21 protein-coding genes are annotated in these 20,995 nt (G+C 60.8%); 6 read left to right on the top strand and 15 right to left on the bottom strand.

Translation table 11 applies throughout. The features are described 5' to 3' along the window. Positions 1 to 31: 31 nt before the first annotated feature. Together ASE04_RS19715 and ASE04_RS19710 are read right to left on the bottom strand one after the other, a co-directional pair. Positions 32 to 772, bottom strand: a complete 741-nt coding sequence (locus ASE04_RS19715; RefSeq protein WP_056820832.1) for a 3-oxoacyl-ACP reductase family protein — start codon at positions 770 to 772, stop codon at positions 32 to 34. A 72-nt stretch (positions 773 to 844) separates the two neighbouring features. Beyond that, positions 845 to 1,423, bottom strand: coding sequence for a TetR/AcrR family transcriptional regulator (locus ASE04_RS19710; protein ID WP_056820826.1), 579 nt, complete (start codon positions 1,421 to 1,423; stop codon positions 845 to 847). Between the two features lie 208 nt (positions 1,424 to 1,631). Here ASE04_RS19710 and ASE04_RS19705 point away from each other — a divergent pair, with 208 nt between their 5' ends. From ASE04_RS19705 to ASE04_RS19695, 3 genes are all read left to right on the top strand, one after another. Continuing rightward, on the top strand, positions 1,632 to 2,432 hold the full coding sequence (locus ASE04_RS19705) for an inositol monophosphatase family protein (protein ID WP_056820821.1): 801 nt from the start codon (positions 1,632 to 1,634) through the stop codon (positions 2,430 to 2,432). A gap of 101 nt (positions 2,433 to 2,533) precedes the next feature. Then, positions 2,534 to 3,640 carry a MotA/TolQ/ExbB proton channel family protein gene (locus ASE04_RS19700; protein ID WP_056820815.1) on the top strand — a complete coding sequence of 369 codons (1,107 nt, stop codon included), beginning with the start codon at positions 2,534 to 2,536 and terminating at the stop codon, positions 3,638 to 3,640. Between the two features lie 3 nt (positions 3,641 to 3,643). Further along, the gene (locus tag ASE04_RS19695) at positions 3,644 to 4,675 is read left to right on the top strand and encodes a peptidoglycan -binding protein (RefSeq protein WP_056820810.1); all 1,032 of its coding nucleotides are present in this window, start codon (positions 3,644 to 3,646) and stop codon (positions 4,673 to 4,675) included. Between the two features lie 85 nt (positions 4,676 to 4,760). On the opposite strand, the gene ASE04_RS19690 is transcribed toward ASE04_RS19695, so the two are convergent. The 3 genes from ASE04_RS19690 to ASE04_RS19680 form a co-directional block, all read right to left on the bottom strand. After that, positions 4,761 to 4,949, bottom strand: a complete 189-nt coding sequence (locus ASE04_RS19690) for a YegP family protein (RefSeq protein ID WP_056820804.1) — start codon at positions 4,947 to 4,949, stop codon at positions 4,761 to 4,763. Between the two features lie 126 nt (positions 4,950 to 5,075). Beyond that, complete coding sequence (locus tag ASE04_RS19685; RefSeq protein WP_056820799.1) at positions 5,076 to 5,519, bottom strand: hypothetical protein; 444 nt, start codon at positions 5,517 to 5,519, stop codon at positions 5,076 to 5,078. Positions 5,520 to 5,663: 144 nt separating this feature from the next. Then, positions 5,664 to 7,466: an ABC transporter transmembrane domain-containing protein gene (locus ASE04_RS19680; RefSeq protein WP_056820795.1), complete on the bottom strand. Its 1,803-nt coding sequence runs from the start codon at positions 7,464 to 7,466 to the stop codon at positions 5,664 to 5,666. Positions 7,467 to 7,656: 190 nt separating this feature from the next. Between ASE04_RS19680 and rpmE the strand changes: the two genes are divergently transcribed. Together rpmE and ASE04_RS19670 are read left to right on the top strand one after the other, a co-directional pair. After that, positions 7,657 to 7,878 (top strand): 50S ribosomal protein L31, encoded by a 222-nt coding sequence (rpmE, locus tag ASE04_RS19675; RefSeq protein ID WP_056820788.1) that lies wholly within the window; start codon positions 7,657 to 7,659, stop codon positions 7,876 to 7,878. A 173-nt stretch (positions 7,879 to 8,051) separates the two neighbouring features. Further along, entirely contained in the window at positions 8,052 to 8,522 is a 471-nt protein-coding gene (locus ASE04_RS19670) for a nucleoside deaminase (protein ID WP_056820782.1), read from the top strand. A gap of 86 nt (positions 8,523 to 8,608) precedes the next feature. Here the strand turns inward: ASE04_RS19670 and rcdA are convergent, their stop codons facing one another. From rcdA to ASE04_RS19655, 3 genes are all read right to left on the bottom strand, one after another. Then, positions 8,609 to 9,124 (bottom strand): protease adaptor protein RcdA, encoded by a 516-nt coding sequence (gene rcdA, locus ASE04_RS19665; protein ID WP_056820776.1) that lies wholly within the window; start codon positions 9,122 to 9,124, stop codon positions 8,609 to 8,611. A gap of 377 nt (positions 9,125 to 9,501) precedes the next feature. Then, positions 9,502 to 9,693 (bottom strand): DUF1192 domain-containing protein, encoded by a 192-nt coding sequence (locus tag ASE04_RS19660; protein ID WP_056820771.1) that lies wholly within the window; start codon positions 9,691 to 9,693, stop codon positions 9,502 to 9,504. Positions 9,694 to 9,714: 21 nt separating this feature from the next. Next, positions 9,715 to 10,995, bottom strand: coding sequence for an MFS transporter (locus tag ASE04_RS19655; RefSeq protein WP_056820769.1), 1,281 nt, complete (start codon positions 10,993 to 10,995; stop codon positions 9,715 to 9,717). Positions 10,996 to 11,168: 173 nt separating this feature from the next. Here ASE04_RS19655 and ASE04_RS31250 point away from each other — a divergent pair, with 173 nt between their 5' ends. Then, entirely contained in the window at positions 11,169 to 11,333 is a 165-nt protein-coding gene (locus ASE04_RS31250; protein ID WP_200960747.1) for a hypothetical protein, read from the top strand. Here ASE04_RS31250 and ASE04_RS19650 read toward each other — a convergent pair. The 7 genes from ASE04_RS19650 to tkt all read right to left on the bottom strand — a co-directional run bounded on the left by ASE04_RS19650 (position 11,330) and on the right by tkt (position 20,716). Further along, the gene (locus ASE04_RS19650) at positions 11,330 to 12,247 is read right to left on the bottom strand and encodes a PhzF family phenazine biosynthesis protein (RefSeq protein ID WP_056820762.1); all 918 of its coding nucleotides are present in this window, start codon (positions 12,245 to 12,247) and stop codon (positions 11,330 to 11,332) included. The genes ASE04_RS31250 and ASE04_RS19650 overlap by 4 nt on opposite strands. Before the next feature lie 237 nt (positions 12,248 to 12,484). Beyond that, positions 12,485 to 13,381 carry a fructose bisphosphate aldolase gene (locus ASE04_RS19645; RefSeq protein ID WP_056820757.1) on the bottom strand — a complete coding sequence of 299 codons (897 nt, stop codon included), beginning with the start codon at positions 13,379 to 13,381 and terminating at the stop codon, positions 12,485 to 12,487. Between the two features lie 345 nt (positions 13,382 to 13,726). Then, a complete protein-coding gene (locus ASE04_RS19640; protein WP_056820752.1) occupies positions 13,727 to 14,929 on the bottom strand; it encodes a phosphoglycerate kinase in 1,203 nt (400 codons plus the stop codon). Positions 14,930 to 14,999: 70 nt separating this feature from the next. Beyond that, the gene (locus tag ASE04_RS19635; protein ID WP_056820747.1) at positions 15,000 to 16,850 is read right to left on the bottom strand and encodes a potassium/proton antiporter; all 1,851 of its coding nucleotides are present in this window, start codon (positions 16,848 to 16,850) and stop codon (positions 15,000 to 15,002) included. Between the two features lie 306 nt (positions 16,851 to 17,156). Beyond that, a complete protein-coding gene (locus tag ASE04_RS19630) occupies positions 17,157 to 17,468 on the bottom strand; it encodes a hypothetical protein (RefSeq protein WP_056821456.1) in 312 nt (103 codons plus the stop codon). Positions 17,469 to 17,605: 137 nt separating this feature from the next. Then, positions 17,606 to 18,616, bottom strand: a complete 1,011-nt coding sequence (gap, locus tag ASE04_RS19625) for a type I glyceraldehyde-3-phosphate dehydrogenase (protein WP_056820740.1) — start codon at positions 18,614 to 18,616, stop codon at positions 17,606 to 17,608. 120 nt (positions 18,617 to 18,736) lie between these two features. Beyond that, positions 18,737 to 20,716 (bottom strand): transketolase, encoded by a 1,980-nt coding sequence (gene tkt, locus ASE04_RS19620; RefSeq protein ID WP_056820736.1) that lies wholly within the window; start codon positions 20,714 to 20,716, stop codon positions 18,737 to 18,739. Positions 20,717 to 20,995 lie beyond the last annotated feature (279 nt).

Below are 20,995 nucleotides of genomic sequence, written 5' to 3'. Positions count from 1 at the left end.
GCCGGCGGCTCGATGCCGCCGGCGTTCCTTCTCAGGCGAGATAGCCGCCGTCGATCGTCAGGCTGGCGCCCGTGATGAAGGACGCTTCCGGACTTGCGATATAGGCCGCGAGGCTGGCGATCTCGCGGTCCTCGCCCAGGCGGCCCAGCGCTATCAGTCCCTTCAGCATCTCATTGGCATGCGGATCGGTATTCATGTCCGTTTCGGTAGGACCGGGCTGGATGGTATTGACGGTGATGCTGCGCGGGCCGAGATCGCGTGCGAGGCCACGCGTCATTGCGGCAACCGCGCCCTTGGTCATGCTGTAGACGGACGAGGTCGGAAAGCCGCTGCGGTCGGCGACGACGCTGCCGATGGTGATGATCCGGCCGCCGTCATGCATGTGTTTCGCCGCAGCCTGTGTGCCCGCGAAGACTGCTCTTACGTTGATCGCGAACATCCGATCGAAGTCCTCGAGCGGAAAATCCTCCAGCGTGTTCAACAGCAGGATGCCGGCATTGTTGACCAGGATGTCGAGCGTGCCGAAGTGATCGACGGCTTTGTCGATGGCTTTCCGCAGGGCGGTCGCATCGGCACTGTCGGCCTTGAGGGCCAGCGCCCTTCCGCCTCCTGCCTCGATCTCCGCGACGATCGCATCCGCTTTCTCGCTGGAGTTGGCATAGGTGAAGGCGACCGCGGCGCCATCCGCAGCCAGTCTGCGGACGATTGCCGCCCCGATGCCGCGCGAGCCGCCCGTGACGATCGCGACCTTATCCTGAAGTGGTTTTGTCATGTCTCATTTCTCCTTTATTGGACTGTTTGGTCTAGAATTAGGCATGCGAAATCGCGGCCGTCCGGTGTCTCGTTAGCGAAGGCTGCGAATGGCGAGGCTGGCGATGGTGCGCAGGGTTTCCGGGCTTGCGCCGTTGCGGGCGCTGACCTTCATGCCTGATAGCGTCGCGCCGAGGAATTGGGTGGCGGCTTGCGGATCGATCTCGGGCGCGAGTTGGCCCGCCTTGCGGGCTTCGTCGAGTAGCGCGCCGATCGCCTTGCCGAGTGTCGTCGCTGCGGTGTCGGTGAGGTTCGACACATCAGCGTCTGTGCGACCGAACTCGCAGATGGCGCTGACGCCGAGGCAGCCCCTCGATGCCTCCGAAGCCGGCCGGGAGGCGAAGGCGATCAGCGCGGCCTCCAGGGCTTCGATCGGCTTCAGGCCGTGCTTTGTGTCGGCGATGATCCGCAGAACGCTATCGGTATTGTAGCGCTTCAGCGCCTGCAGGTAGAGGCTACGCTTGTCGCCAAAGGTGTCGTACATGCTCTGCCGGCTGATCTTCATCGCCGTCAGCAGCGCATCGGTCGAGCTTCCCTCGTAGCCATGCTGCGAGAAGACGCCGATCGCGGCATCGAGAGCCTTGTCTTTGTCGAATTCCTTGTGCCTTGCCATGACTGCAAGATAGTTATTCCGGATTGATCTGTCCAGAATAATCGCGACATTTCTTGCCGTGAAACGATGCGCCGTCTGTCTCCTCTTGAAATTTTCCCGGTTTTGTGGTCTTGAGGCCGCCAATCTTATCGAGCGCTGCCTCTTCCGGCGATCAGGGACCCGCCCCTGACAGCGCGTATCGTATTATCGCTTAAGGAAAAGTGCTCAAATGGCTCGTTCAGCTCTTCTCAATGTCATGGTTCAGGCTGCCATCAAGGCAGGCAAGTCGTTGGGGCGTGATTTCGGCGAAGTGCAGAACCTGCAGGTTTCGGTGAAGGGACCGGGCGACTTCGTTTCGAACGCGGACCGCAAGGCTGAGAAGATCGTCAAGGACGAGCTGATGAAGGCACGTCCGACCTATGGCTTCCTCGGCGAGGAGAGCGAAGAGATCAAGGGCACCGACGGCGCGCATCGCTGGATCGTCGATCCGCTCGACGGCACGACGAACTTCCTGCACGGCATTCCGATGTTTGCCGTTTCGATTGCGCTCGAGCGCAACAATGAGATCGTTGCCGGCGTCGTTTTCAATCCGGCGACCGATGAACTTTACACCGCCGAGCGCGGCGGTGGCGCGTTCCTCAACGATCGCCGCCTGCGCGTCGGCGCGCGCCGCGTCCTTTCGGATTCGGTGATCGGCTGCGGCGTGCCGCATCTCGGCCGTGGCAATCACGGCAAGTTCCTGGTCGAGCTTCGACATGTCATGGGCGAAGTAGCGGGTATCCGTCGTGTCGGCTCCGCCTCGCTCGATCTCGCTTACGTCGCGGCCGGTCGTTTCGATGGTTTCTGGGAGACCGGATTGTCCGCCTGGGACATCGCTGCCGGTATTCTGCTCATTCGCGAAGCCGGTGGCTACGTCTCCGATTGGGATGGCGGTTCGTCCATTCTGGAGACCGGTTCGGTGGTCGCAGGCAACGAATATATCCAGAAGGCACTCATCGAAGTCGTCAAGCGGCCGGTGCCCACGCGCTAAATCGTTGTTGTAAAGACACGGTTTTCCTGCTCCACGTACTTCAATTCGGCACAATGTTGCTCTAGTCTCCGGCGGCGATGAAGCCGGAGGCTGTGGAATCTATGGAAAATGTGAATGTGGCGGACTTCGGTTCGACCGATAAAACCACAGGTAACTACAGCTACAGACTCTCCAGTCCCATGCAGTTCCTATGGACGATGGTACTGTTTCTGGTCATCGTCGGGTTCATAGTCGCGATCCTGTTCCGCCAGGCCCAGACCGCCTTCATGCACAATCCCGGCCTGAACGGGCTCATTCTCGGCGTTCTCGGTGTCGGGATCATCCTCGTTTTTGCTCAGGTACTCGCCCTGCGCCCCGAAGTGCGCTGGTTCAATTCGTTTCGGGCTGCCGGCAGCGTCGAGAAGGTCGGGCGCGATCCGAAGCTGCTGGCGCCGATGCGCGTGCTGCTCGGCAATCGCAAGTCGTCGGCGCTCTCGACGGCCGCTTTTCGCTCGATTCTCGACTCCATCGCCAACCGACTTGATGAATCGCGCGACGTTTCGCGCTATCTCATCGGCCTTCTCGTCTTTCTCGGCCTGCTCGGTACGTTCTGGGGCCTGATCGGCACCATCGGGTCGATCAGCAACGTCATCCAGTCGCTCGACGCCGGCACAAACGGCTCGTCGGATGTGCTGAGCGCACTGAAGGAAGGTTTGTCCACGCCGCTGTCGGGCATGGGGCAGGCGTTCTCCTCGTCGCTTCTCGGTCTCTCCGGTTCGCTTATTCTCGGCTTCCTCGATCTGCAGGCCGGCCGCGCCCAGAACCGTTTCTATGTGGAGCTGGAAAACTGGCTTTCTTCCGTGACGGATGTGGGCTCCGACGTTGCGGTGCCGACGATCGATGCGAAGGGCAGCGTCTCGCCTGACGATGTCAGGGCGCTTTCGGAATATCTCCGCAAGGTCTCCGAAGAAGGCGGCGCCGGCAGCCAGCGCTCGGTTGCAGCGATGGCAAGCCTCGCCGAGGGTATCCAGGGGCTCGTCAAGAACATGCGCAACGAGCAGCAGATGCTGCGGGACTGGATCGAGGCGCAGCAGGACGAGACCAAGGCGATGCGGCGTACGCTCGATCGTCTTGCCGAGCGCATCGGCTCGCAGGAGAGGTTGAGCACCAGTGGTGGTAGCGAGCGCGGACCGCGCATGCCACAGACGGAAACGAGCGAGGGCAAATAAGTCATGCCGCTTGCCCGCAACCGCCGCCGCGAGCGCGCCGTCGACTATTGGCCCGGGTTTGTCGATGCGCTGTCGACCTTGCTCATCGCCATCATGTTCCTGCTGACGGTATTCGTCGTCGGCCAGTTCATCCTGAGCCGCGAAATCACCGGGCGTGACGAGGTACTCAATCGGCTGAACAGCCAGATCAACGAACTCACGCAGTTGCTGGCGCTCGAAAAGGGTAGCAAGCAGGACCTCGAGGACAACATCGCAAATCTGCAGGCTTCCCTGGCAAGTGCCGAAGGCGAGCGCTCACGGCTGCAGGCATTGTTGTCCGCAGGTGCCGGCGGCCAGGATGCGGCGCAACAGCGGGTCGGTACGCTCACCAAGGAGCTCGACGAACAGAAGCAGATGAGCGACCGGGCGATGAGCCAGGTCGAACTCCTGAACCAGCAAATCGCTGCCTTGCGCAGCCAGATCGCGGCCGTCGAAGTCGCGTTGCAGGCCTCGGAGCAGAAGGACCAGTCGTCACAGACGAAGATCGCGGATCTCGGGCGACGGCTGAACGTTGCACTTGCGCAGCGTGTGCAGGAGCTGAACCGCTACCGCTCGGACTTCTTCGGCCGGCTGCGCGAAATCCTCTCCGATCGCGAGAACATTCGGATCGTCGGCGACCGCTTCGTCTTCCAGTCGGAGGTACTTTTCCCCTCGGGTGGTGCCGATCTCAATCCGGACGGGCAGACGGAGATGGCAAAGCTGGCGACAGCGCTGCTCGATGTGGCGAAAGAGATCCCGCCTGAGATCAATTGGGTATTGCGCGTTGACGGGCACACCGACAACGTTCCGCTCGCCGGCACCGGACGCTATGCCGATAACTGGCAGCTATCGTCGGCGCGCGCCATCTCGGTCGTCAAGTTCCTGATCAGCCAGGGCGTGCCTGCGGATCGTCTGGTTGCTGCGGGTTTTGGGGAATTTCAGCCGATAGCTCCTGGCGAGACGCCGGAGGCGCGGGCGACCAATCGCCGTATCGAGCTCAAGCTGACGGAAAAGTAGCGCATCGGTCGATGCATCACCTGGGCGGGACTTCCGCCGGGCAGAGAAGAGAAGGGCGGCGCCTGTGGCACCGCCCTGATTTCCATCAGGACTCAGCCTTCGTAGTGTCGGCGGTATCTGCGCCCGGAGCGTTCTTCTTGATCGACTCGATTGCGCTCAAGGCGGACGCCTTGGCCTTGTAGCCTTCTGAGCTGAACATGGTCTCGCCGTTCGACGCCTTGAAGCGGAAGCGGAACTCGCCTGCCTTATCCTTATAAACTTCGAATTTATACATGGATTTTCTCCCGGAATCAGGATGTTGCGCAAATGTGCAAGCGCAGCCTAAAACAAAAAATGCAACTATTCCATCGGGATATTTGCGCTCGATACGCGCGGACCTTCAGGCATCCGCGCGTCCCACTCACGGTTTGAAAATCGAAAAGACGGACGAGAACTTGTTGATGAGGTAGGGCGCGAAGAGCACGATGCCCGAATAGAAGAAGTTCGAGCCCTGCGACATGTCGGGAATGACGCCCATACTGGTAAAGCGATAAAGGCAGGCAAGCCCGAAACCGACATAGAGCATCAGGATCGCAACCGTTCCGATCATCGCGATGAAACGGCTGGAGCTCGCCTTCATCACCGTTACGGTCAGGGGCGGGGTGCCTGCCATCAGTGCATTGCCCGATGCATCGACCGGATTGCCTTGATCGTCCGTTTTGGTGAGCACGACATCTTCCGAGAGCGCGTCGGTCAGCGACCAGGTATCAGCCTCTCGCAGCGACCGGTAGAAAAGCAGCATGGAGACGACGACTGCGATGGCGACGAGCGCCACAAGAATTTCGGCAAAGCTGATCGAGGCCATCCGGCAACTCCCTCTTTAAGAGCCTGGGTTTGATCAAGGATGAAGTGTAACTATTGCGTGCATTATGTCAATATACACGCAATAGTTACAGCCTATTGCAACCAGACGAGGGTGCCGGGCAGGGAGACGCGCGAGGAAACCGCCTTATTTTGCAGCCGCCAGTAACGCCTCGGCGCCGGCGTCGAACTGCAGCCTGGCGAGCTTGGCGTAGATGCCGCCGTGGCGGATGAGGCTTTCATGCGTGCCTTCCTCGACGACGCGGCCCTGATCGAGCACAAGGATGCGATCGGCCTTGAGCACGGTTGCCAGCCGGTGCGCGATGATGAGGGTGGTGCGGCCGCTCATCAGGCGATCGAGGGCCTTCTGCACCAGCGTCTCGCTCTCGGCATCAAGCGCCGATGTCGCCTCGTCGAGAAGCAGGATCGGTGCATTCTTCAGGATCGCGCGAGCGATCGCAATGCGCTGGCGTTGGCCGCCTGACAGCATGATGCCGCGTTCGCCGACGACCGTGTCGTAGCCCTGCGCCAGACGGTGCACGAACTCATCGGCCTGCGCCGCGATCGCAGCTGCACGAACCTCCTCGCGCGTGGCGTCCGGGCGTCCGAAGGCGATGTTGTCGTGGATCGAAGCTGCGAAGATCGTCACGTCCTGGGGGACGATGGCGAGACGCTTGCGCAGCGCTTCCGGATCGACAAGGCGGGCATCGACGCCATCGACCTTCACGGCGCCCTGCACGGGGTCGTAGAAGCGCAGGAGCAGCGAGAAGACCGTGGTCTTGCCGGCGCCCGAGGGGCCGACGATTGCAACTGTCTCGCCAGGCCGTACCTCGAAATCGAGACCATGCAAAGCCGATCGTTCGGGACGCGAGGGATAGGCGAAGTGAACGTCGTCGAACTCGACCTTTCCAAGGGCCGGAACCGGCAGTTCGAGAGGGGAGGCGGGGGCACGGACCGTCGGCACCTCATCCAGCAATTCGCTCAGGCGCTCGGTTGCTCCTGCCGCCTGGGAAAGTTCGCCCCAGACTTCGGAAAGGGCGCCGAGCGACCCGGCGGCGATGACCGAGTAGAGCAGGAACTGCCCGAGTGTGCCTGCCGAGAGGGTTCCGGCCAAGACATTATGGGCGCCGACCCAAAGAACGGCCACGACGCTGCCGAAGATCAGTGTGATGGCGATGCCGGTCAGGAGTGCGCGGGAACGGATCGCGGCGCGCGCGGCACCATAAGCGATCTCCACCGCGCTGCCATAGCGCTGAGCGGCGAGATCTTCGCCTCCGAAAGCCTGCAGGGTGCGCGTGGCGGCGATGGTCTCGCTGGCAAAGGCCGAGGCTTCGGCGAGCGTATCCTGCGCGGCGCGCGAACGCTTGCGAACGGAACGGCCGAAGGCGACCAGCGGGAAGACGATCAGCGGAATTGCGCCGAGTGCCAGGCTCGCCAGTTTCGGCGATGTGACGATCATCATCCCCATCGCGCCGAGACACAGGATGAGGTTGCGCAGAGCGACGGAAGCCGTGGCACCGACGGCGGACTTGATCTGCGTGGTATCAGCCGTCAGACGCGAGAGGATTTCGCCCGATTGGTTGACGTCGAAGAAGGAGGGGGACAGCCGCGTCACATGCGCGAAGACATCATGCCGGAGATCGGACACGATGCGTTCGCCAAGCGTGATGACGAAGAAGTAGCGCATGGCGCTGGCGACAGCGAGAACGACCGCCATTGCCATCAGCATGACGAAGTAGCTGTTGATGAAAGTGCCGTCGGACTGTGTGAAGCCGTGGTCGATCATGCGGCGAACGGCAAGCGGCAGCGCAAGCGACGTGATGGCGGCAAGAGCGAGTGAAAGCAGCGCCCCGGTTACCATGCCGCGATAGCGCATGATGTAGGGCGTCAATCTGCCCAGAGGCTTGAGAGCGCGGGACTTTCTCTGGCCGGTCTGCACTGCGTCTGTCAATTGATCTCCGATCACCGTCAACGCCGTGCAATACGGCCGATGGCTCTTGTTATCCCGATGGCCTTCATGTATAGGCACCGCATCCTAATGGGAAGCCGTAGCCATAAGCGACTGCGGCTTCATTTATTCAATCGGTCCTCTTGTCGCAACGTGATGCGTCAAATTGGACGTTGCTTGCAGGAAGATTGTTATGAAGGCAGATATCCATCCCGAATACCACACGATCAAGGTGGTCATGACCGATGGCACCGAATACGAGACCCGCTCGACCTGGGGCTCTGAAGGCGCTGTCATGAACCTCGAAATCGACTCCAAGTCCCACCCGGCCTGGACCGGCGGCAACCAGCAGCTCATGGACCGCGGCGGCCGCGTTTCCAAGTTCAACAAGCGTTTCGGCGGCCTCGGCCTCTAATCGCTGCTGCTTGGCAGAGTTTAAAAAACCCCGCTTCGGCGGGGTTTTTTGTTGCCGTCCTCTCGGTGGGGCGCCGCGAGCCTGTTTCTCTTGTTGAATCCAAGTGGCGGCCTCTTGGAAATCCGTCCGATCCAAGACAAGATCATCCCGTTCTAGCTTTGAAGGGGACTGGGATGGAAAACCACCAGCCGTTTCTACGAGAAGCGATCGCGCTGTCGAAATCCGCGATGGAACGCGGAGACGAGCCGTTTGGCTCGGTGCTGGTCCGGGACGGGAAGGTCATTCTGCGCGCCGAAAACAGCGTGTTCACCGGCCGCGACATGACGAACCACGCCGAGCTGAACCTGATCAAGCTGGCCGCGCAGCACTACGATGCCGCTTTCCTGACGGATTGCACTCTCTATACCAGCACGGAGCCATGCGCGATGTGTTCCGGCGCGATCTACTGGTCGGGGATCGGGCGGATGGTGTTTGCATGCTCGGAAGCGCGACTGGGCGAGATCGCCGGGATCGGCCTGAATGTCCCGAGCCGGGCAATACTGCAAACCGGCGCGCGCGTCGTCGCTGTGGCTGGCCCGAACATCGAAGACGAAGCTGCCGCGGTCCATCAGGAATTCTGGCCAAAGCATCTCGGCAAGGCGTAGCGACCCGGTTGAATGCTGGTGATACGCAAAAGAAAAACCGGCCGCGCAGGGCGCAGCCGGTTTCATCAATACGATAGCGAGGCGGCTTAGTTGTTGCCGAATGCCGTCTGCAGCAGGCTGAGCTGAGCCTGAACGCTGTTCTGGTTGTCAGGCACGATCGCTGCTTCCGCCGGACGATAGATTTCGCGATCGAGCAGCGCCACGCGGTTCTGCAGGCGCATCGAGCGTTCGATCAGGTCGCGGAAGGATTCCGGCAGGTCGCCCCAGCCCGGAGCATTGCGGTCGACATTGAAGCCGTCGAGGCGAACCTTGTTCTTCTCGGCCAGTACCTGGTCACGCGACATTTCGCCATTGTTGACGGCGCGCTGCAGAAGAAGCCACGAGGCCATCTGCATCAGGCGGGTGGTGAGGCGCATCGACTCGGCTGCATAAAGAACCGAAGCCATACGCGGCAAAACCTTCGATGCTGTGCGACCCTGGCCATCGAGATAGGCGGCGGTTTCTTCAACCAGCGACATGCCTTCCGAATACAGTGTCTTGAACTGCGAGGATGCGGCAGCGCGGCCTGCAAAACTGATCGTGTTCAATCCAAGCTCTGACATTTAAATAGTCCCTGTTGCACGCATCTACTTATGGTCAGGTAACGTCGACCAAAGCGAAAAAGTTTCCTTGGCCGGTCTTTATGCTTTTAAGATGGTAGCTTTAGCCCAATTGCGCAAGGCGTTTCTTAAGAAAGGGTTAACTTCCACAGTTTCATGGAAACCGTCCCCAGCGCAGTAAAAAAGAAGAGCCGCAAAGGCGGCTCTCAAGGTAAAACAGGGAGAAAAATCAGACCAATTCACCGCTTGGAAAACTGTCTGAAATCCAGAGCAAGTCTGGATGGCTACAGTAATACCTTATAAAGCTTAACGTCCCATTAAGTCTGTGCCGAAGTAACACTTGCAGCGGCGCTATAATTGGTCCGTGAAGTAGCCTGGCATCAGGATCGGAAGAGATTTTCTGCGGCTTGTCTTCCAGACGCCTTGCGCGCCGCCTCCGCCTCGATGCGGTCGATCTCGGCTTTCAGCAGCTCGATACGCGCTTTGAGCTCATCGACAGAGAGAAGAGACAGATCCACGCCGATCTCGTGAGTCGGCTTTTTCAGCGGTCGATCGTCATCCGTAAAGCTCATACGCAATCCTCCGTGCTTGCCTCAGTTCGACTTTACAGCAGGTTCGCCCGTTTCGGGAGCCTTGTTGGGCCCACGATCGGCAAGCGACATGCCTTCCGGCGTCAAGGTCTGCGAGGTAGCGGTGGGGATGGTCGTGTAGGCATCGCGGTTGGCGGCTGGAATCGCCGGGCGCATCCGACTGCGGAGAATGGCGTAGCTGGTGATCAGCACATGCGCGATCGCGGTGACCAGGAACAATGCGTGCGGATTGATCATCGACATGACAGGGCCGCTGATCGTCGGGCCGATAATCGTGCCGATGCCATAGAGCAGCAGCAGACCACCCGACACCTTCACGAAGTCCTCCGACGAGGCGTAGTCGTTCGCGTGCGCGACGGCGATCGGGTAGAGCGTGTTCGCGACCGCGCCATAAAGGACGACGAGCCCGATGATGAAGGTCGGCGAGGAAGGGTGGAGCACGGCGAGAAGCAGGCCGGCGAAGGCGGCAACGGCGGACATTGCGGCCAGCACATAGCGACGATCGATGCGATCGGAAAGACGGCCGGCCGGCAACTGCATCAGCGCGCCGGCGAAAATGGTGGCGCTCATCATGACAGCGATGCCGGTGTCGGAGAGGCCGGCGCCGGCGCCGAAGACGGCGCCCAGCGTACCGTAGGCACCGTTGGCGATGCCGACCAGGAGAATGCCGAAGCAGGAAACAGGCGAATTGCGATAGAGCGCCGGCAGATCCAGCTTGACGGCCTTCAGCGGTTGCGGCGAGGCAGCGTTCGAAAGCGTCGTCGGCAGCATGGCAATGCAATAGAAGATGCCGCAGATCATGAAGAGGACCGGCGTGCGCACATCTTCCAGCGGTATCATCATCTGGCCGGCCATGACGCCGAATAGCGTGATTGCAATGTAGAGCGAGAAGATGGCGCCACGGCTTTCGTTGGTGGCGCGTTCGTTCAGCCAGCTCTCGATGATCATCGATGTGCCGGCGGTCGCAAAGCCGGTGACGGCGCGCAGCAGGACCCACCATACCGGGTGGATGATGATGCCGCTGACGAGCGCGATGATCGCTATGATGGAAATGAAGCCCGAAAAGGCGCGCACATGGCCGACACGGCGCACCAGTTTCGGGGCGACGAGGCAGCCGATCACGAAGCCCGCCGCCCAGGATGTGCCGAGCAGGCCGAGCGTCGTGGTCGCATAGCCTTCGAGGTTGCCGCGTACGGGAAGTAGGATGCCCTGCAGGCCGTTACCCATGAAGAGAAAGAGCGTGCCGAAGAGAAGTGCGGCGACGGACAGCAGATTTCTTTGCATATACCCGGACTCTATGAGTTGACTGTCAAAAGACATATGGCGGCATCGCGTTGCCGCCCAGTCTTGAGATTGTTGATTGTGCCCCCAAATGCCTTTACGGCATGAATAAATGCAGTCGTGACGCGAAAAAATGTCCGTCCTGTGACATTAAGAAAAGATGGAAAAATAAAGACATGACGAAGCTGATCGCTCTGCTGCTCATCCTGGCGATGGCGATTCAGCTGATCAAGCCGCTGGGTGTTCCGGGGCTGCGGCGACGGATGGATTTCTGGAGGATCGCGTTGATCGCTTTCGCGATCTGGGCGATCGCACTGATCGGGCGAGACCTGTTTGTCTAGTAAGCGATCTCGCCGCGCATGACTGGTGCGCAGCTGCCCGAGATCGTCACGTCTGTCACAACGCCGTCCACCTTGAGGGCGTCGATGCCGATGATGCTGCGACGTCCCATTTCAACGCCTTGCTCGACGGTCAGCGAAACCCTCAGGTTCGGTTCCGGCTCCAGGGAAGCGAGGTAGGCACCGAGGGCCGCCGAAGCGCTGCCGGTCGCCGGATCCTCGGGGACGTTGTCGAGCGGCGCAAACATGCGCGCGCGGATCGCCCATGGGGCTTCATCCGATCGGACATAGACGAACAGAGAGAAGTCGTGGTTGCCCTCGACGGTCGGGCTCGCTGCATCCTGGAAATAGGCAAGGTTTGGACGGGCGCGGCCAAGGGCGTCGAGGTCCGCAAGTTCGGCAAAGACGAAGCTCAGGCCGACCGATGCCACCACCGGCTGGTGATTGGCGAGGCGGATATCCTCAGGCCTGATCGCGATGCAGCGGGCGACAGTTTCCTTCGCTATCACGTTGCCGATCGCAAGCGGCTTCGGCGCGCGAATGGAGGCGGAAAGCACTTTGTCGCCGTCACGCTTCAGATCGACCTCGACGAGGCCGGCCTTCTCTTCGAAGCGCAGATGATCGCCGACCCGTCGCCCGAACACTTCTCCCTGCCGGCCAAGCACATAGGCCGTTCCGACATTGGGGTGTCCGGCGAAGGGGACTTCCATGGTCGGCGTGAAGATGCGGACGCAGGCTGTGTTTGCCGGGTCTTGCGGCGGCAGCACGAAGGTAACCTCGGAGTAACCGAATTCGGCGGCGATGTTCTGCATGTCCGTGTCGCTCAGCCCACGGGCATCCGTCATCACGGCCAGCGGATTGCCTTCGAAGCGGGTGGTTGTGAAGACATCGACGGTCGTGAAGGCAACGGTTCTCATGGCGGCTCCGGCAGGATGATACGGACGCCATACTGGCCCGTGGTGGGGCCCGCCGATAGGCGCCAATTTGTGCCGGTGACAATCTTCGGATGTTTTCCGAGCTGTCGGCAGCAGGGATCGCGCGATGTTCGCGCAGTCAGATCCTCGGCACGAGGCCGAGGACGATGTCAGGGTGAAGGTCTGGCTCGTCAGACGCCGTTTCGAAACGGTCCTGGCTCTGCCGTGGCCTTGAGCGCATCAGGCCTTGTTGACGCTGGCGGCGTAGATCTCATCGATCGTTTCGGCCAGGCTGGCTTCGAACTCTGCATCGCTCATGGTGACGCGCAGGTTTTCCGTCAGCGCGCGCGAGAAGCTGGCGATCATGCCATGGTTGCGGCCGAGCTTTTCGCAGGCATCGGCGCGGCTGTAACCACCGGAAAGCGCCACGACCCGCACGACCGATTTGTGGGCGATCAGAGGCGCGTAGAAATCGACGACCGTCGGGATCGTCAGTTTCAGCACCACGGTTTCACCCGCCGGAAGCAGGTCGAGCTGCTTTGCGATCTCGTCGCGAAGAATGGCCTCGGCCTCAGCCTTCGTCGGGCTCTTGATGGAGACTTCAGGCTCGACGATCGGAACCAGGCCGTTGCCGATAATCTGGCGTGCCACCTCGAACTGCTGCTTTACGACGGCTGCAATGCCGGTTCTGTCCGCATTTGATATCACCGAGCGCATCTTGGTGCCGAAAATTCCCTTGTCGCGGCCGCGCGCCAAGAGAGCGTCCAGATCGGGCATCGGCTTCATCGTCTGGACGCCGTTTTCTTCGGGAAGGAGGCCCTTGTCGACCTTGAGAAGCGGTACGACGCCGCGCTTTTCCCAGAGATAGGAGGGAACCGGCTGACCATCGACGTCGCCGTCCATCGTCCGTTCGAACAGAATGGCGGCGATGATCTTTTCGCCGGTGAAGGCGGGCGCGCTCATGATGCGGACGCGCATGGCGTGCATCAGGCGGAACATTTCCTCGTCACCCTGATATTCGGTGTCGGGAATGCCATAGAGGCGCAACGCTCCGGGTGTCGAACCACCGCTCTGATCCAGCGCTGCAATGAATCCTGGCGCCGAACTGATCTTGTTCAACATCTTCGCGTCCACCATAGTTCATTCCTTCCCTCAGACCGGCGCATCGCGCGCACGGATTTTTTTTCTGTTTCAGAACCGATCGGCAAATGCTCAATCGATCAATCAGCGGATCGATGTGCTGCAGGAAGCTTACTCATATCATGCTCTTCACATCGCGAGAAAACTGCGTTTTGATAAATATAGGTCGCCGATAACAGAAGTTTATGGGTGGGAAAACGGCAGCAAAATTGTTTGAAACGGTTGAATTTTTTTTAATCGTTTGAATGTTTGGGCTTTTGTAGCGCCCACGAGCAAAAGACCGCGGCGCTTTCGCGCCGCGGTCTATCTCCATGTAAAATTTGTTAAATTCGGTTGCCCGAACTATTTGGTCTTGTTGAGAACCGCGACACCCGGAAGGACTTTGCCTTCCATCCATTCCAGGAACGCGCCGCCAGCAGTCGATACATAGCTGAAGTCGTCGGCCACGCCGGCGTGGTTCAATGCCGAGACGGTATCGCCGCCGCCGGCGACGGAGGTGAGCTTGCCGGCCTTGGTGCGCTCTGCTGCGTATTTTGCCGCTGCGACGGTCGCCTTGTCGAAGGGTGCGATTTCGAATGCGCCGAGCGGGCCGTTCCAGACGAGCGTGTTGGCGCGTTCGATCCAGGCCTTGATCGCTTCGACCGACTTCGGGCCGACGTCGAGGATCATGGCATCGGCGGGGATCGCGTCGATCGGCACGATCTCGTTTTCGGCGTTCGCCTTGAACTCGCGCGCGATAACGCCGTCTTCCGGAAGAATGATGGCGCAGCCGGCGGTGGCGGCTTCGATCATGATCTGCCTGGCGGTGTCCGCAAGATCGTGCTCGCAGAGCGACTTGCCGACATCGGTGCCGCGTGCGGCGATGAAGGTGTTGGCCATGCCGCCGCCGATGACAAGCGCATCGACCTTCTTGACGAGGTTCATCAGCAGGTCGATCTTGCTCGACACCTTGGCGCCGCCGACGATGGCAACGACCGGGCGGGCAGGGTTGCCGAGGCCGCTTTCCAGCGCTTCCAGCTCAGCCTGCATGGTGCGGCCCGCATAGGCCGGCAGATGATGGGCGAGGCCTTCCGTCGACGCATGGGCACGGTGCGCGGCGGAGAAGGCGTCGTTGACGTAGAGATCGCCGTTGGCGGCCAGCGCCTTGACGAAATCGGGCTCGTTGTTTTCCTCGCCCTTGTGGAAGCGCGTGTTTTCAAGAAGCAGGATATCGCCGTTCTTCATCGATGCGACGGCTGCAGCTGCTGCATCGCCAACGGCGTTGCTTGCGGTTGCCACCGGATGGTCGAGAACCGCTTCGACGGATGGAGCGATCAGCGACAGCGACAGATCGGGCGAGGGGCCATCCTTCGGGCGGCCGAAGTGCGCGAGCAGGATCACCTTTGCGCCCTTCTTGGAGAGCTCGATGATCGTCGGGGCAACACGCTCGATACGCGTCGTGTCGGTCACTTTGCCGTCTTTGACCGGAACGTTGAGGTCGACGCGAACGAGAACGCGCTTGCCGGCAATGTCGTTGAGGTCGTCGAGGGTCTTGAAGGAAGGCATGGAAAAGTCCGTTCGTTATTGCCCAAAAGATGCGGGGACCATAGCAAGGATGATCGCAGACGCAAGGCGCTCAGTGCGGGTTTTCATCGCCCTTGCCATGCGCCGCAGCGGCTGCCGCTTCGCGGTTCCTGCGTCCCCTCAAACGCTCGCGAAGACGGTCCATCAGATCGCGCAGATTGAGGAAGATCGGCAGCGTCGTGGCGGGCTCGACGGCCTCCAGCGACATGCCGACGGACGTCACATGATCCTGATCGTCGAGATCCCTAACGATCAGGATGATCGAGCCAAGACGGACGCGATCGGCATAGTCGGCCTTGCCGCCCAGACGATGCTTCATCAGTTCCGCGATCGTCAGTCCCTTCTCGGATTCATTCAGCAGGCCCGGGCCATACGCGGCATCGAGATCGGCGGCCGGTCGTGCCGGCGACAGCGCGAAGGCGCCGAAGAAATCCGCATCGTCTTCATCGACCGGAACGCGGCTGGCAAACAGCTTGTCGAGCAGTCTGGAATAGGAGGGGACGACGAAGAGATAGACGAGATCGTTTTCCCGAAGCCTGCCAGCGTACTGGTAACGCATCGACTTGCCATCGCGGATGACGAGGGACGGGGTTGCCCAGCGCGGGATGCGCTCGCCTCGCAGCACCGGGCTGTCCTTGACGACACGATAGGACAGAAGCTCGTGGTTGGCGGCACCGGGGAGATCGACTTCCACCTTGTCGACGGCGCCGATGCGTGGCGGGATGATCAGGCCGAGCTTCTTGGCAACCGGCTTGATAGTCCAGCCCTGCACGAGAAGCGACACGAGGACGATGATGAAGGCCGTGTTGAAGTAGATCTGGCCGTTTGGCAGGCCGCCGAGAATGGGCATGATGGCAAGCAGGATGGAGACGGCGCCGCGAAGACCGACCCAGGCCACAAAGCCGATTTCCTGCTGGGTATAGTCGAAGGGCAGCAGCGACAGCCAGATGGCAAGCGGACGGGCGATGAAGATCAGGAAGAACGCCAACAGCACCGCAGGGATGGCGATCGCCGGAAACTGCGATGGCGTCGCAAGCAATCCGAGAACCAGGAACATGATGATCTGAGCGAGCCAGGTCATGCCGTCCTGGAAGCGCTTGATCGAGGCGTAGCCCTGGAGCTTTCTGTTGCCGGCGTAGATGCCCGCGACATAGACGGCAAGGAAGCCGCTGCCTCCCACCGCGCCGGTGGCCGAGAAGACCAGCAACGCCAAGGCAAGCACGAAGATCGGCGTGAGGCCGCGGTCCGTTTCCAGCTTGCTGACGATCAGCACGATCATCATGCCGCCGAGAAGACCGAGGATGACGCCGAGGCCCATCTGCTGGACGAACATGGCGAGCATGCCGACGTTGATGCCGTGGTAGCGCTCGCCGCTGGCAAGGATTTCGACGAGCGCGATGGTCAGAAAGATGGCCATCGGATCGTTGGTGCCGGATTCCACCTCGAGCGTCGAGCGCACCTTGTCGCGAATATTGATGCCGCCGATGCGCAGCAGGAAGAAGACGGCGGCGGCATCCGTGGAGGCAACGATCGAACCGAGCAGCAGACCTTCCAGCCAGGTAAACTTCAGAAGCCACATGGCGGCGAGGCCGATCAGCGCCGCGGTCATCAGGACGCCGACCGAGGCGAGCGTCAGTGACGGGATGGCGGCCAGCTTGAAGGCCTGCACCGGCGTACCGAAACCGGAATCGAAAAGAATGACGGCCAGCGCGATCGAACCGAGGATATAGGCAAGGTAGTTGTTGGTGAACTCGATGCCGAGTCCATCCGTGCCCGCCAGCAAGCCGATCCCAAGAAACAAGAGAAGCAGAGGGGCGCCGAACCGGAAGGCAAGCAGGCTCGAGAACGCGGCCAGAAGCACGAGCGTCGTCGATACCAGTACGACGATGTAGAACGCTTCCATGCCTATCCCCTTACCCGCAATTCAATGCAGACCGCCCCGGTCCCGCAACCCGTTTCAGTTGCCCTTTCGTGGTCATCCAGACCTTCACAAGCAAACGGCAAAACGCATCGGAAGGGTAGGCCCTTGACCACCCCCGCGCTGTTTCGCTGCTTCATGCTGCTGTCGTGGCGGGCCGACTGGCTGCGCCGTGTGAATGCTACGAACGAGCATGAGAACGAGTGTATGAGCAAATCGGGCGATAGCAGGGCAGAAGCCGTGCTATCGCGCTTTTCTTGGCGATCCCGCGCGGGGTGCCCCGGGAGCTGGTCAGCCCTGGTCTTCCTCGTCATCGGCAGCGTCGGAGATCGGGATCAAAAAGACGACGAATTCGTCGTCGACCGTCCGTTCCGGATCGTCATCGAACTCATAGGCATGTTCGACTTCCCCCGCTTCATCGGCCGTTGCCTTGCGCAGATTGATCGCCGCGAGGCCGTCCCACACCGGCTTGCCCTGCGACTGCAGGATCGTCAGATCCTCGCGGAAGTCCTCGGCTTCGAAAAAGTGCTTGGCATCATCGGCATTTTCGGAGCGAAAGCTCGCGACCGCCTGGCCACCTATTTCAATCGTAAAGTAGTCCATCGTGCTTTCCATTCTTCCAGAGGCGGCTTCTCGTCGACAGTAAGGCGGTTGCCGTACAGGCGCCAGTGAATTGCGTGCGACAAACGAAAAAGCGGCCCGGTTTCCCGAGCCGCTTTCCGAAGTCCTGTCGCGAGACCTTAGATGGTCTTGGCGAAAGCGACGGCCGTGTCGGACATGCGGCTCGAGAAGCCCCACTCGTTGTCGTACCAGCTCAACACGCGTACGAACTTGCCTTCAAGGACCTTGGTCTGGTCGGTGGCGAAGATCGACGAATGGCTGTCATGGTTGAAGTCGCGGGAGACCAGTGGCTCGTCCGTGAATCCGAGAATGCCCTTGAGCTTGCCGTTGGCGGCAGCCTTGATGGCTTCGTTGATCTCGGCGACCGTGGTGTCGCGCTTGGCAACGAACTTGAAGTCGACGACCGAGACGTTCGGGGTCGGAACGCGGATCGACGTGCCGTCGAGCTTGCCCTTCAGGTGCGGCAGAACCAGGCCGACAGCCTTGGCAGCGCCGGTCGACGTCGGGATCATGGACAGGGCTGCGGCGCGGGCGCGGTACAGGTCCTTGTGCATGGTGTCGAGCGTCGGCTGGTCACCCGTGTAGGAGTGGATCGTGGTCATGAAGCCGTGGTCGATGCCGATGAGGTCATCGAGAACCTTGACGACGGGCACGAGGCAGTTCGTCGTGCACGACGCGTTGGAGATGACCAAGTGCTCCTTGGTCAACTGGTCATGATTGACGCCGAAAACGACGGTCAGGTCGGCACCGTCGGCAGGGGCCGAAACGATGACGCGCTTGGCGCCGGCTGTCAGGTGCAGGGCGGCCTTGTCACGCGAGGTGAAGATGCCGGTGCATTCCATCGCGATGTCGACGCCGAATTCCTTGTGCGGGAGCGTGGCCGGATCCTTGATCGCGGTGACCTTGATCGGCTTGCCGCCGCCAACGGTGATCGTGTCGCCTTCGACCTTCACTTCGGCCGGGAACTTGCCGTGGATGGAGTCGTAGCGCAGCAGGTGGGCGTTGGTCTCGACCGGGCCGAGGTCGTTGATCGCGACGACTTCGATGTCGGTGCGACCAGATTCAACGATGGCGCGGAGAACGTTGCGGCCGATGCGGCCGAAGCCGTTGATGGCAACCTTTACAGTCATGTGCATTCACTCCCTAGAGATGGGGCTTGCGGATTGAAATGGAGAGCGCCGGAGCGCTCCCGCTATAGCATTTGGAAACTGCGCATAATCCTATCTTCAAATCGGATCCGATTTGAAGGCTTATGCGCCGAGCTTTGCTTCTACGGCAGCAACCACGCCGTCGGTGGTGATGCCGAAGTGCTTGAAGACGTCCTTGGCCGGACCGGAAGCGCCGAAGCTCTTCATGCCGACAAACGTGCCTTCCGGACCGATGAACGCATCCCAGCCTTCGCGGACGGCAGCCTCGACGGCGACCTTGATCGGCGAGTTGCCGAGCACTTCCTTGCGGTAGGCGTCCGGCTGCTCGAAGAAGAGCTCGGTGCACGGAACGGAAACGACACGGACGGTAACGCCCTTGGCTTCCAGGGTCGCACGAGCGGCAACGGCAAGTTCGACTTCAGAACCCGAAGCGAAGATCGTGACCTTGGCATCGGCATTGCCAGCCAGCGTGTAGGCGCCGAGTTCGCAGAGGTTCTTCTCGTTGTACTCGGTGCGAACCGTCGTCAGGTTCTGGCGGGTCAGCGCGAGGCCGGACGGGCGGTTCCTGGTCTTGGCGGCGATCTGCCAGCATTCGGCCGTTTCAACGGCGTCCGCCGGGCGGAAGACGAGCAGGTTCGGAACGGCGCGCAGGCTGGCAACCTGTTCGACCGGCTGGTGGGTCGGGCCGTCTTCACCGACGCCGATGGAGTCGTGCGTCAGAACGTGGATGACGCGGATGCCCATGAGAGCGGCGAGGCGGATCGGAGGACGGCAATAATCCGAGAAGATCAGGAAGCCGCCGCCGTAGGGGATAAGACCGCCGTGCAACGCGATACCGTTCATGGCAGACGCCATGCCGTGCTCGCGGATACCCCAGTGCATGTAGCGGCCGGAGAAATCCGTCGGCGTGATCGAGACCATCTGGCTCGTCTTGGTGTTGTTCGAAGGCGTCAGGTCAGCGGAACCGCCGATGGTTTCCGGCAGGAAGCCGTTGATGACTTCGAGCGCATCTTCCGAAGCCTTGCGGGTTGCGACCGTCGGCTTGGTTTCCGCGAGCTTCTTCTTGTAGGCGCTGATGGCGGCATCAAAGCCTTCCGGCAGGTCGCCGGCAAAGCGGCGGGTGAATTCCGCCTTGTGCTCGGACTTGGCGAGGCCGCCTTCCCAGGCATTGACCAACTCGACCGAACGGCTGCCAGCTGCACGCCATGCATCCAGAACGTCGGACGGAACGACGAAGGGCTCGTAGTCCCAGTTCAGTGCCTTGCGGGTTGCCGCGATTTCGTCGGCGCCGAGCGGATTGCCGTGGACCTTGTGCGAGCCCTGCTTGTTCGGTGCGCCAAAGCCGATGATCGTCTTGCAGGCGATGAAGGTCGGGCGGTCGGACTTGTGGGCGGCTTCGATGGCAGCGGCGATGGCAGCCTGGTCGTGGCCGTCGACCTCGATCGTGTTCCAGTGAACGGCCTTGAAGCGCGCAACCTGGTCGGTCGAGTCCGAAAGCGAAACGGCGCCGTCGATGGTGATCGAGTTGTTGTCCCAGAAGAGAACCAGCTTGTTGAGCTTCAGGTGGCCGGCAAGGGCGATCGCTTCATGGCTGATGCCTTCCATCAAGCAGCCGTCGCCGTTGATGACGTAGGTGTAGTGGTCCTGAAGGTCCGAGCCGAACTCCTCGCGCAGCTTGCGCTCGGCGATCGCCATGCCGACGGCATTGGCAATGCCCTGACCGAGCGGGCCGGTCGTGGTTTCGATTCCGGTCGCGTGGCCGTATTCCGGATGGCCGGCGGTCTTCGAGCCGAGCTGGCGGAACTGCTTGAGGTCCTCGACCGTCATGTCCGGGTAGCCGGTCAGATAAAGGAGCGAATAGAGCAGCATCGAGCCGTGGCCGGCCGAAAGAACGAAGCGGTCGCGGTTCGGCCAATGCGGCTTCTTCGGATCGAACTTCAGATATTTCGTAAAGAGAACCGTTGCCACGTCGGCCATGCCCATCGGCATGCCCGGATGGCCGGAATTGGCCTTTTCGACTGCATCCATGGAGAGAAAACGGATCGCATTTGCCATCCGGTCATTTTGTTCAGGAGAGGTCATGGCTGTTCCACGGGTTCCGGTGTCGGGGGATGGCCTCAAGCCTTGTGGAGACCATCAATGAGAGCGGGGTGACACATAGCAGTTGGATCGCCCAAGTCAATAAATTGCAGGCCAGTTTGGGCGAGGGTGCGACGATTTTTAACATTTGACCACTTATTTTTACAAAAGTGTAAAATTGGCGTAGGCTGAACGCCGGCTGCGTCATCCACAGAATGGCTGCATGGATGGGTGCCACTTTCATTGACGTGCCGTTGGCTAGCTGCATATCCTCTTCAAAAC

Source organism: Rhizobium sp. Root708 (genome assembly GCF_001429725.1).
Lineage (GTDB): Bacteria > Pseudomonadota > Alphaproteobacteria > Rhizobiales > Rhizobiaceae > Rhizobium.
The sequence above is the reverse complement of the archived record's forward strand: the minus strand, read 5'-3'. Positions and strand labels throughout refer to the sequence as shown.

What these genes read in the sequence shown, in the direction of transcription:
- ASE04_RS19715 (WP_056820832.1), bottom strand. Translation starts at nt 772, where the DNA reads ATGACAAAACCACTTCAGGATAAGGTCGCGATCGTCACGGGCGGCTCG.
- ASE04_RS19710 (WP_056820826.1), bottom strand. Translation starts at nt 1,423, where the DNA reads ATGGCAAGGCACAAGGAATTCGACAAAGACAAGGCTCTCGATGCCGCG.
- ASE04_RS19705 (WP_056820821.1), top strand. Translation starts at nt 1,632, where the DNA reads ATGGCTCGTTCAGCTCTTCTCAATGTCATGGTTCAGGCTGCCATCAAG.
- ASE04_RS19700 (WP_056820815.1), top strand. Translation starts at nt 2,534, where the DNA reads ATGGAAAATGTGAATGTGGCGGACTTCGGTTCGACCGATAAAACCACA.
- ASE04_RS19695 (WP_056820810.1), top strand. Translation starts at nt 3,644, where the DNA reads ATGCCGCTTGCCCGCAACCGCCGCCGCGAGCGCGCCGTCGACTATTGG.
- ASE04_RS19690 (WP_056820804.1), bottom strand. Translation starts at nt 4,949, where the DNA reads ATGTATAAATTCGAAGTTTATAAGGATAAGGCAGGCGAGTTCCGCTTC.
- ASE04_RS19685 (WP_056820799.1), bottom strand. Translation starts at nt 5,519, where the DNA reads ATGGCCTCGATCAGCTTTGCCGAAATTCTTGTGGCGCTCGTCGCCATC.
- rpmE (WP_056820788.1), top strand. Translation starts at nt 7,657, where the DNA reads ATGAAGGCAGATATCCATCCCGAATACCACACGATCAAGGTGGTCATG.
- ASE04_RS19670 (WP_056820782.1), top strand. Translation starts at nt 8,052, where the DNA reads ATGGAAAACCACCAGCCGTTTCTACGAGAAGCGATCGCGCTGTCGAAA.
- rcdA (WP_056820776.1), bottom strand. Translation starts at nt 9,124, where the DNA reads ATGTCAGAGCTTGGATTGAACACGATCAGTTTTGCAGGCCGCGCTGCC.
- ASE04_RS19660 (WP_056820771.1), bottom strand. Translation starts at nt 9,693, where the DNA reads ATGAGCTTTACGGATGACGATCGACCGCTGAAAAAGCCGACTCACGAG.
- ASE04_RS19655 (WP_056820769.1), bottom strand. Translation starts at nt 10,995, where the DNA reads ATGCAAAGAAATCTGCTGTCCGTCGCCGCACTTCTCTTCGGCACGCTC.
- ASE04_RS31250 (WP_200960747.1), top strand. Translation starts at nt 11,169, where the DNA reads ATGACGAAGCTGATCGCTCTGCTGCTCATCCTGGCGATGGCGATTCAG.
- ASE04_RS19650 (WP_056820762.1), bottom strand. Translation starts at nt 12,247, where the DNA reads ATGAGAACCGTTGCCTTCACGACCGTCGATGTCTTCACAACCACCCGC.
- ASE04_RS19645 (WP_056820757.1), bottom strand. Translation starts at nt 13,381, where the DNA reads ATGGTGGACGCGAAGATGTTGAACAAGATCAGTTCGGCGCCAGGATTC.
- ASE04_RS19640 (WP_056820752.1), bottom strand. Translation starts at nt 14,929, where the DNA reads ATGCCTTCCTTCAAGACCCTCGACGACCTCAACGACATTGCCGGCAAG.
- ASE04_RS19635 (WP_056820747.1), bottom strand. Translation starts at nt 16,850, where the DNA reads ATGGAAGCGTTCTACATCGTCGTACTGGTATCGACGACGCTCGTGCTT.
- ASE04_RS19630 (WP_056821456.1), bottom strand. Translation starts at nt 17,468, where the DNA reads ATGGACTACTTTACGATTGAAATAGGTGGCCAGGCGGTCGCGAGCTTT.
- gap (WP_056820740.1), bottom strand. Translation starts at nt 18,616, where the DNA reads ATGACTGTAAAGGTTGCCATCAACGGCTTCGGCCGCATCGGCCGCAAC.
- tkt (WP_056820736.1), bottom strand. Translation starts at nt 20,716, where the DNA reads ATGACCTCTCCTGAACAAAATGACCGGATGGCAAATGCGATCCGTTTT.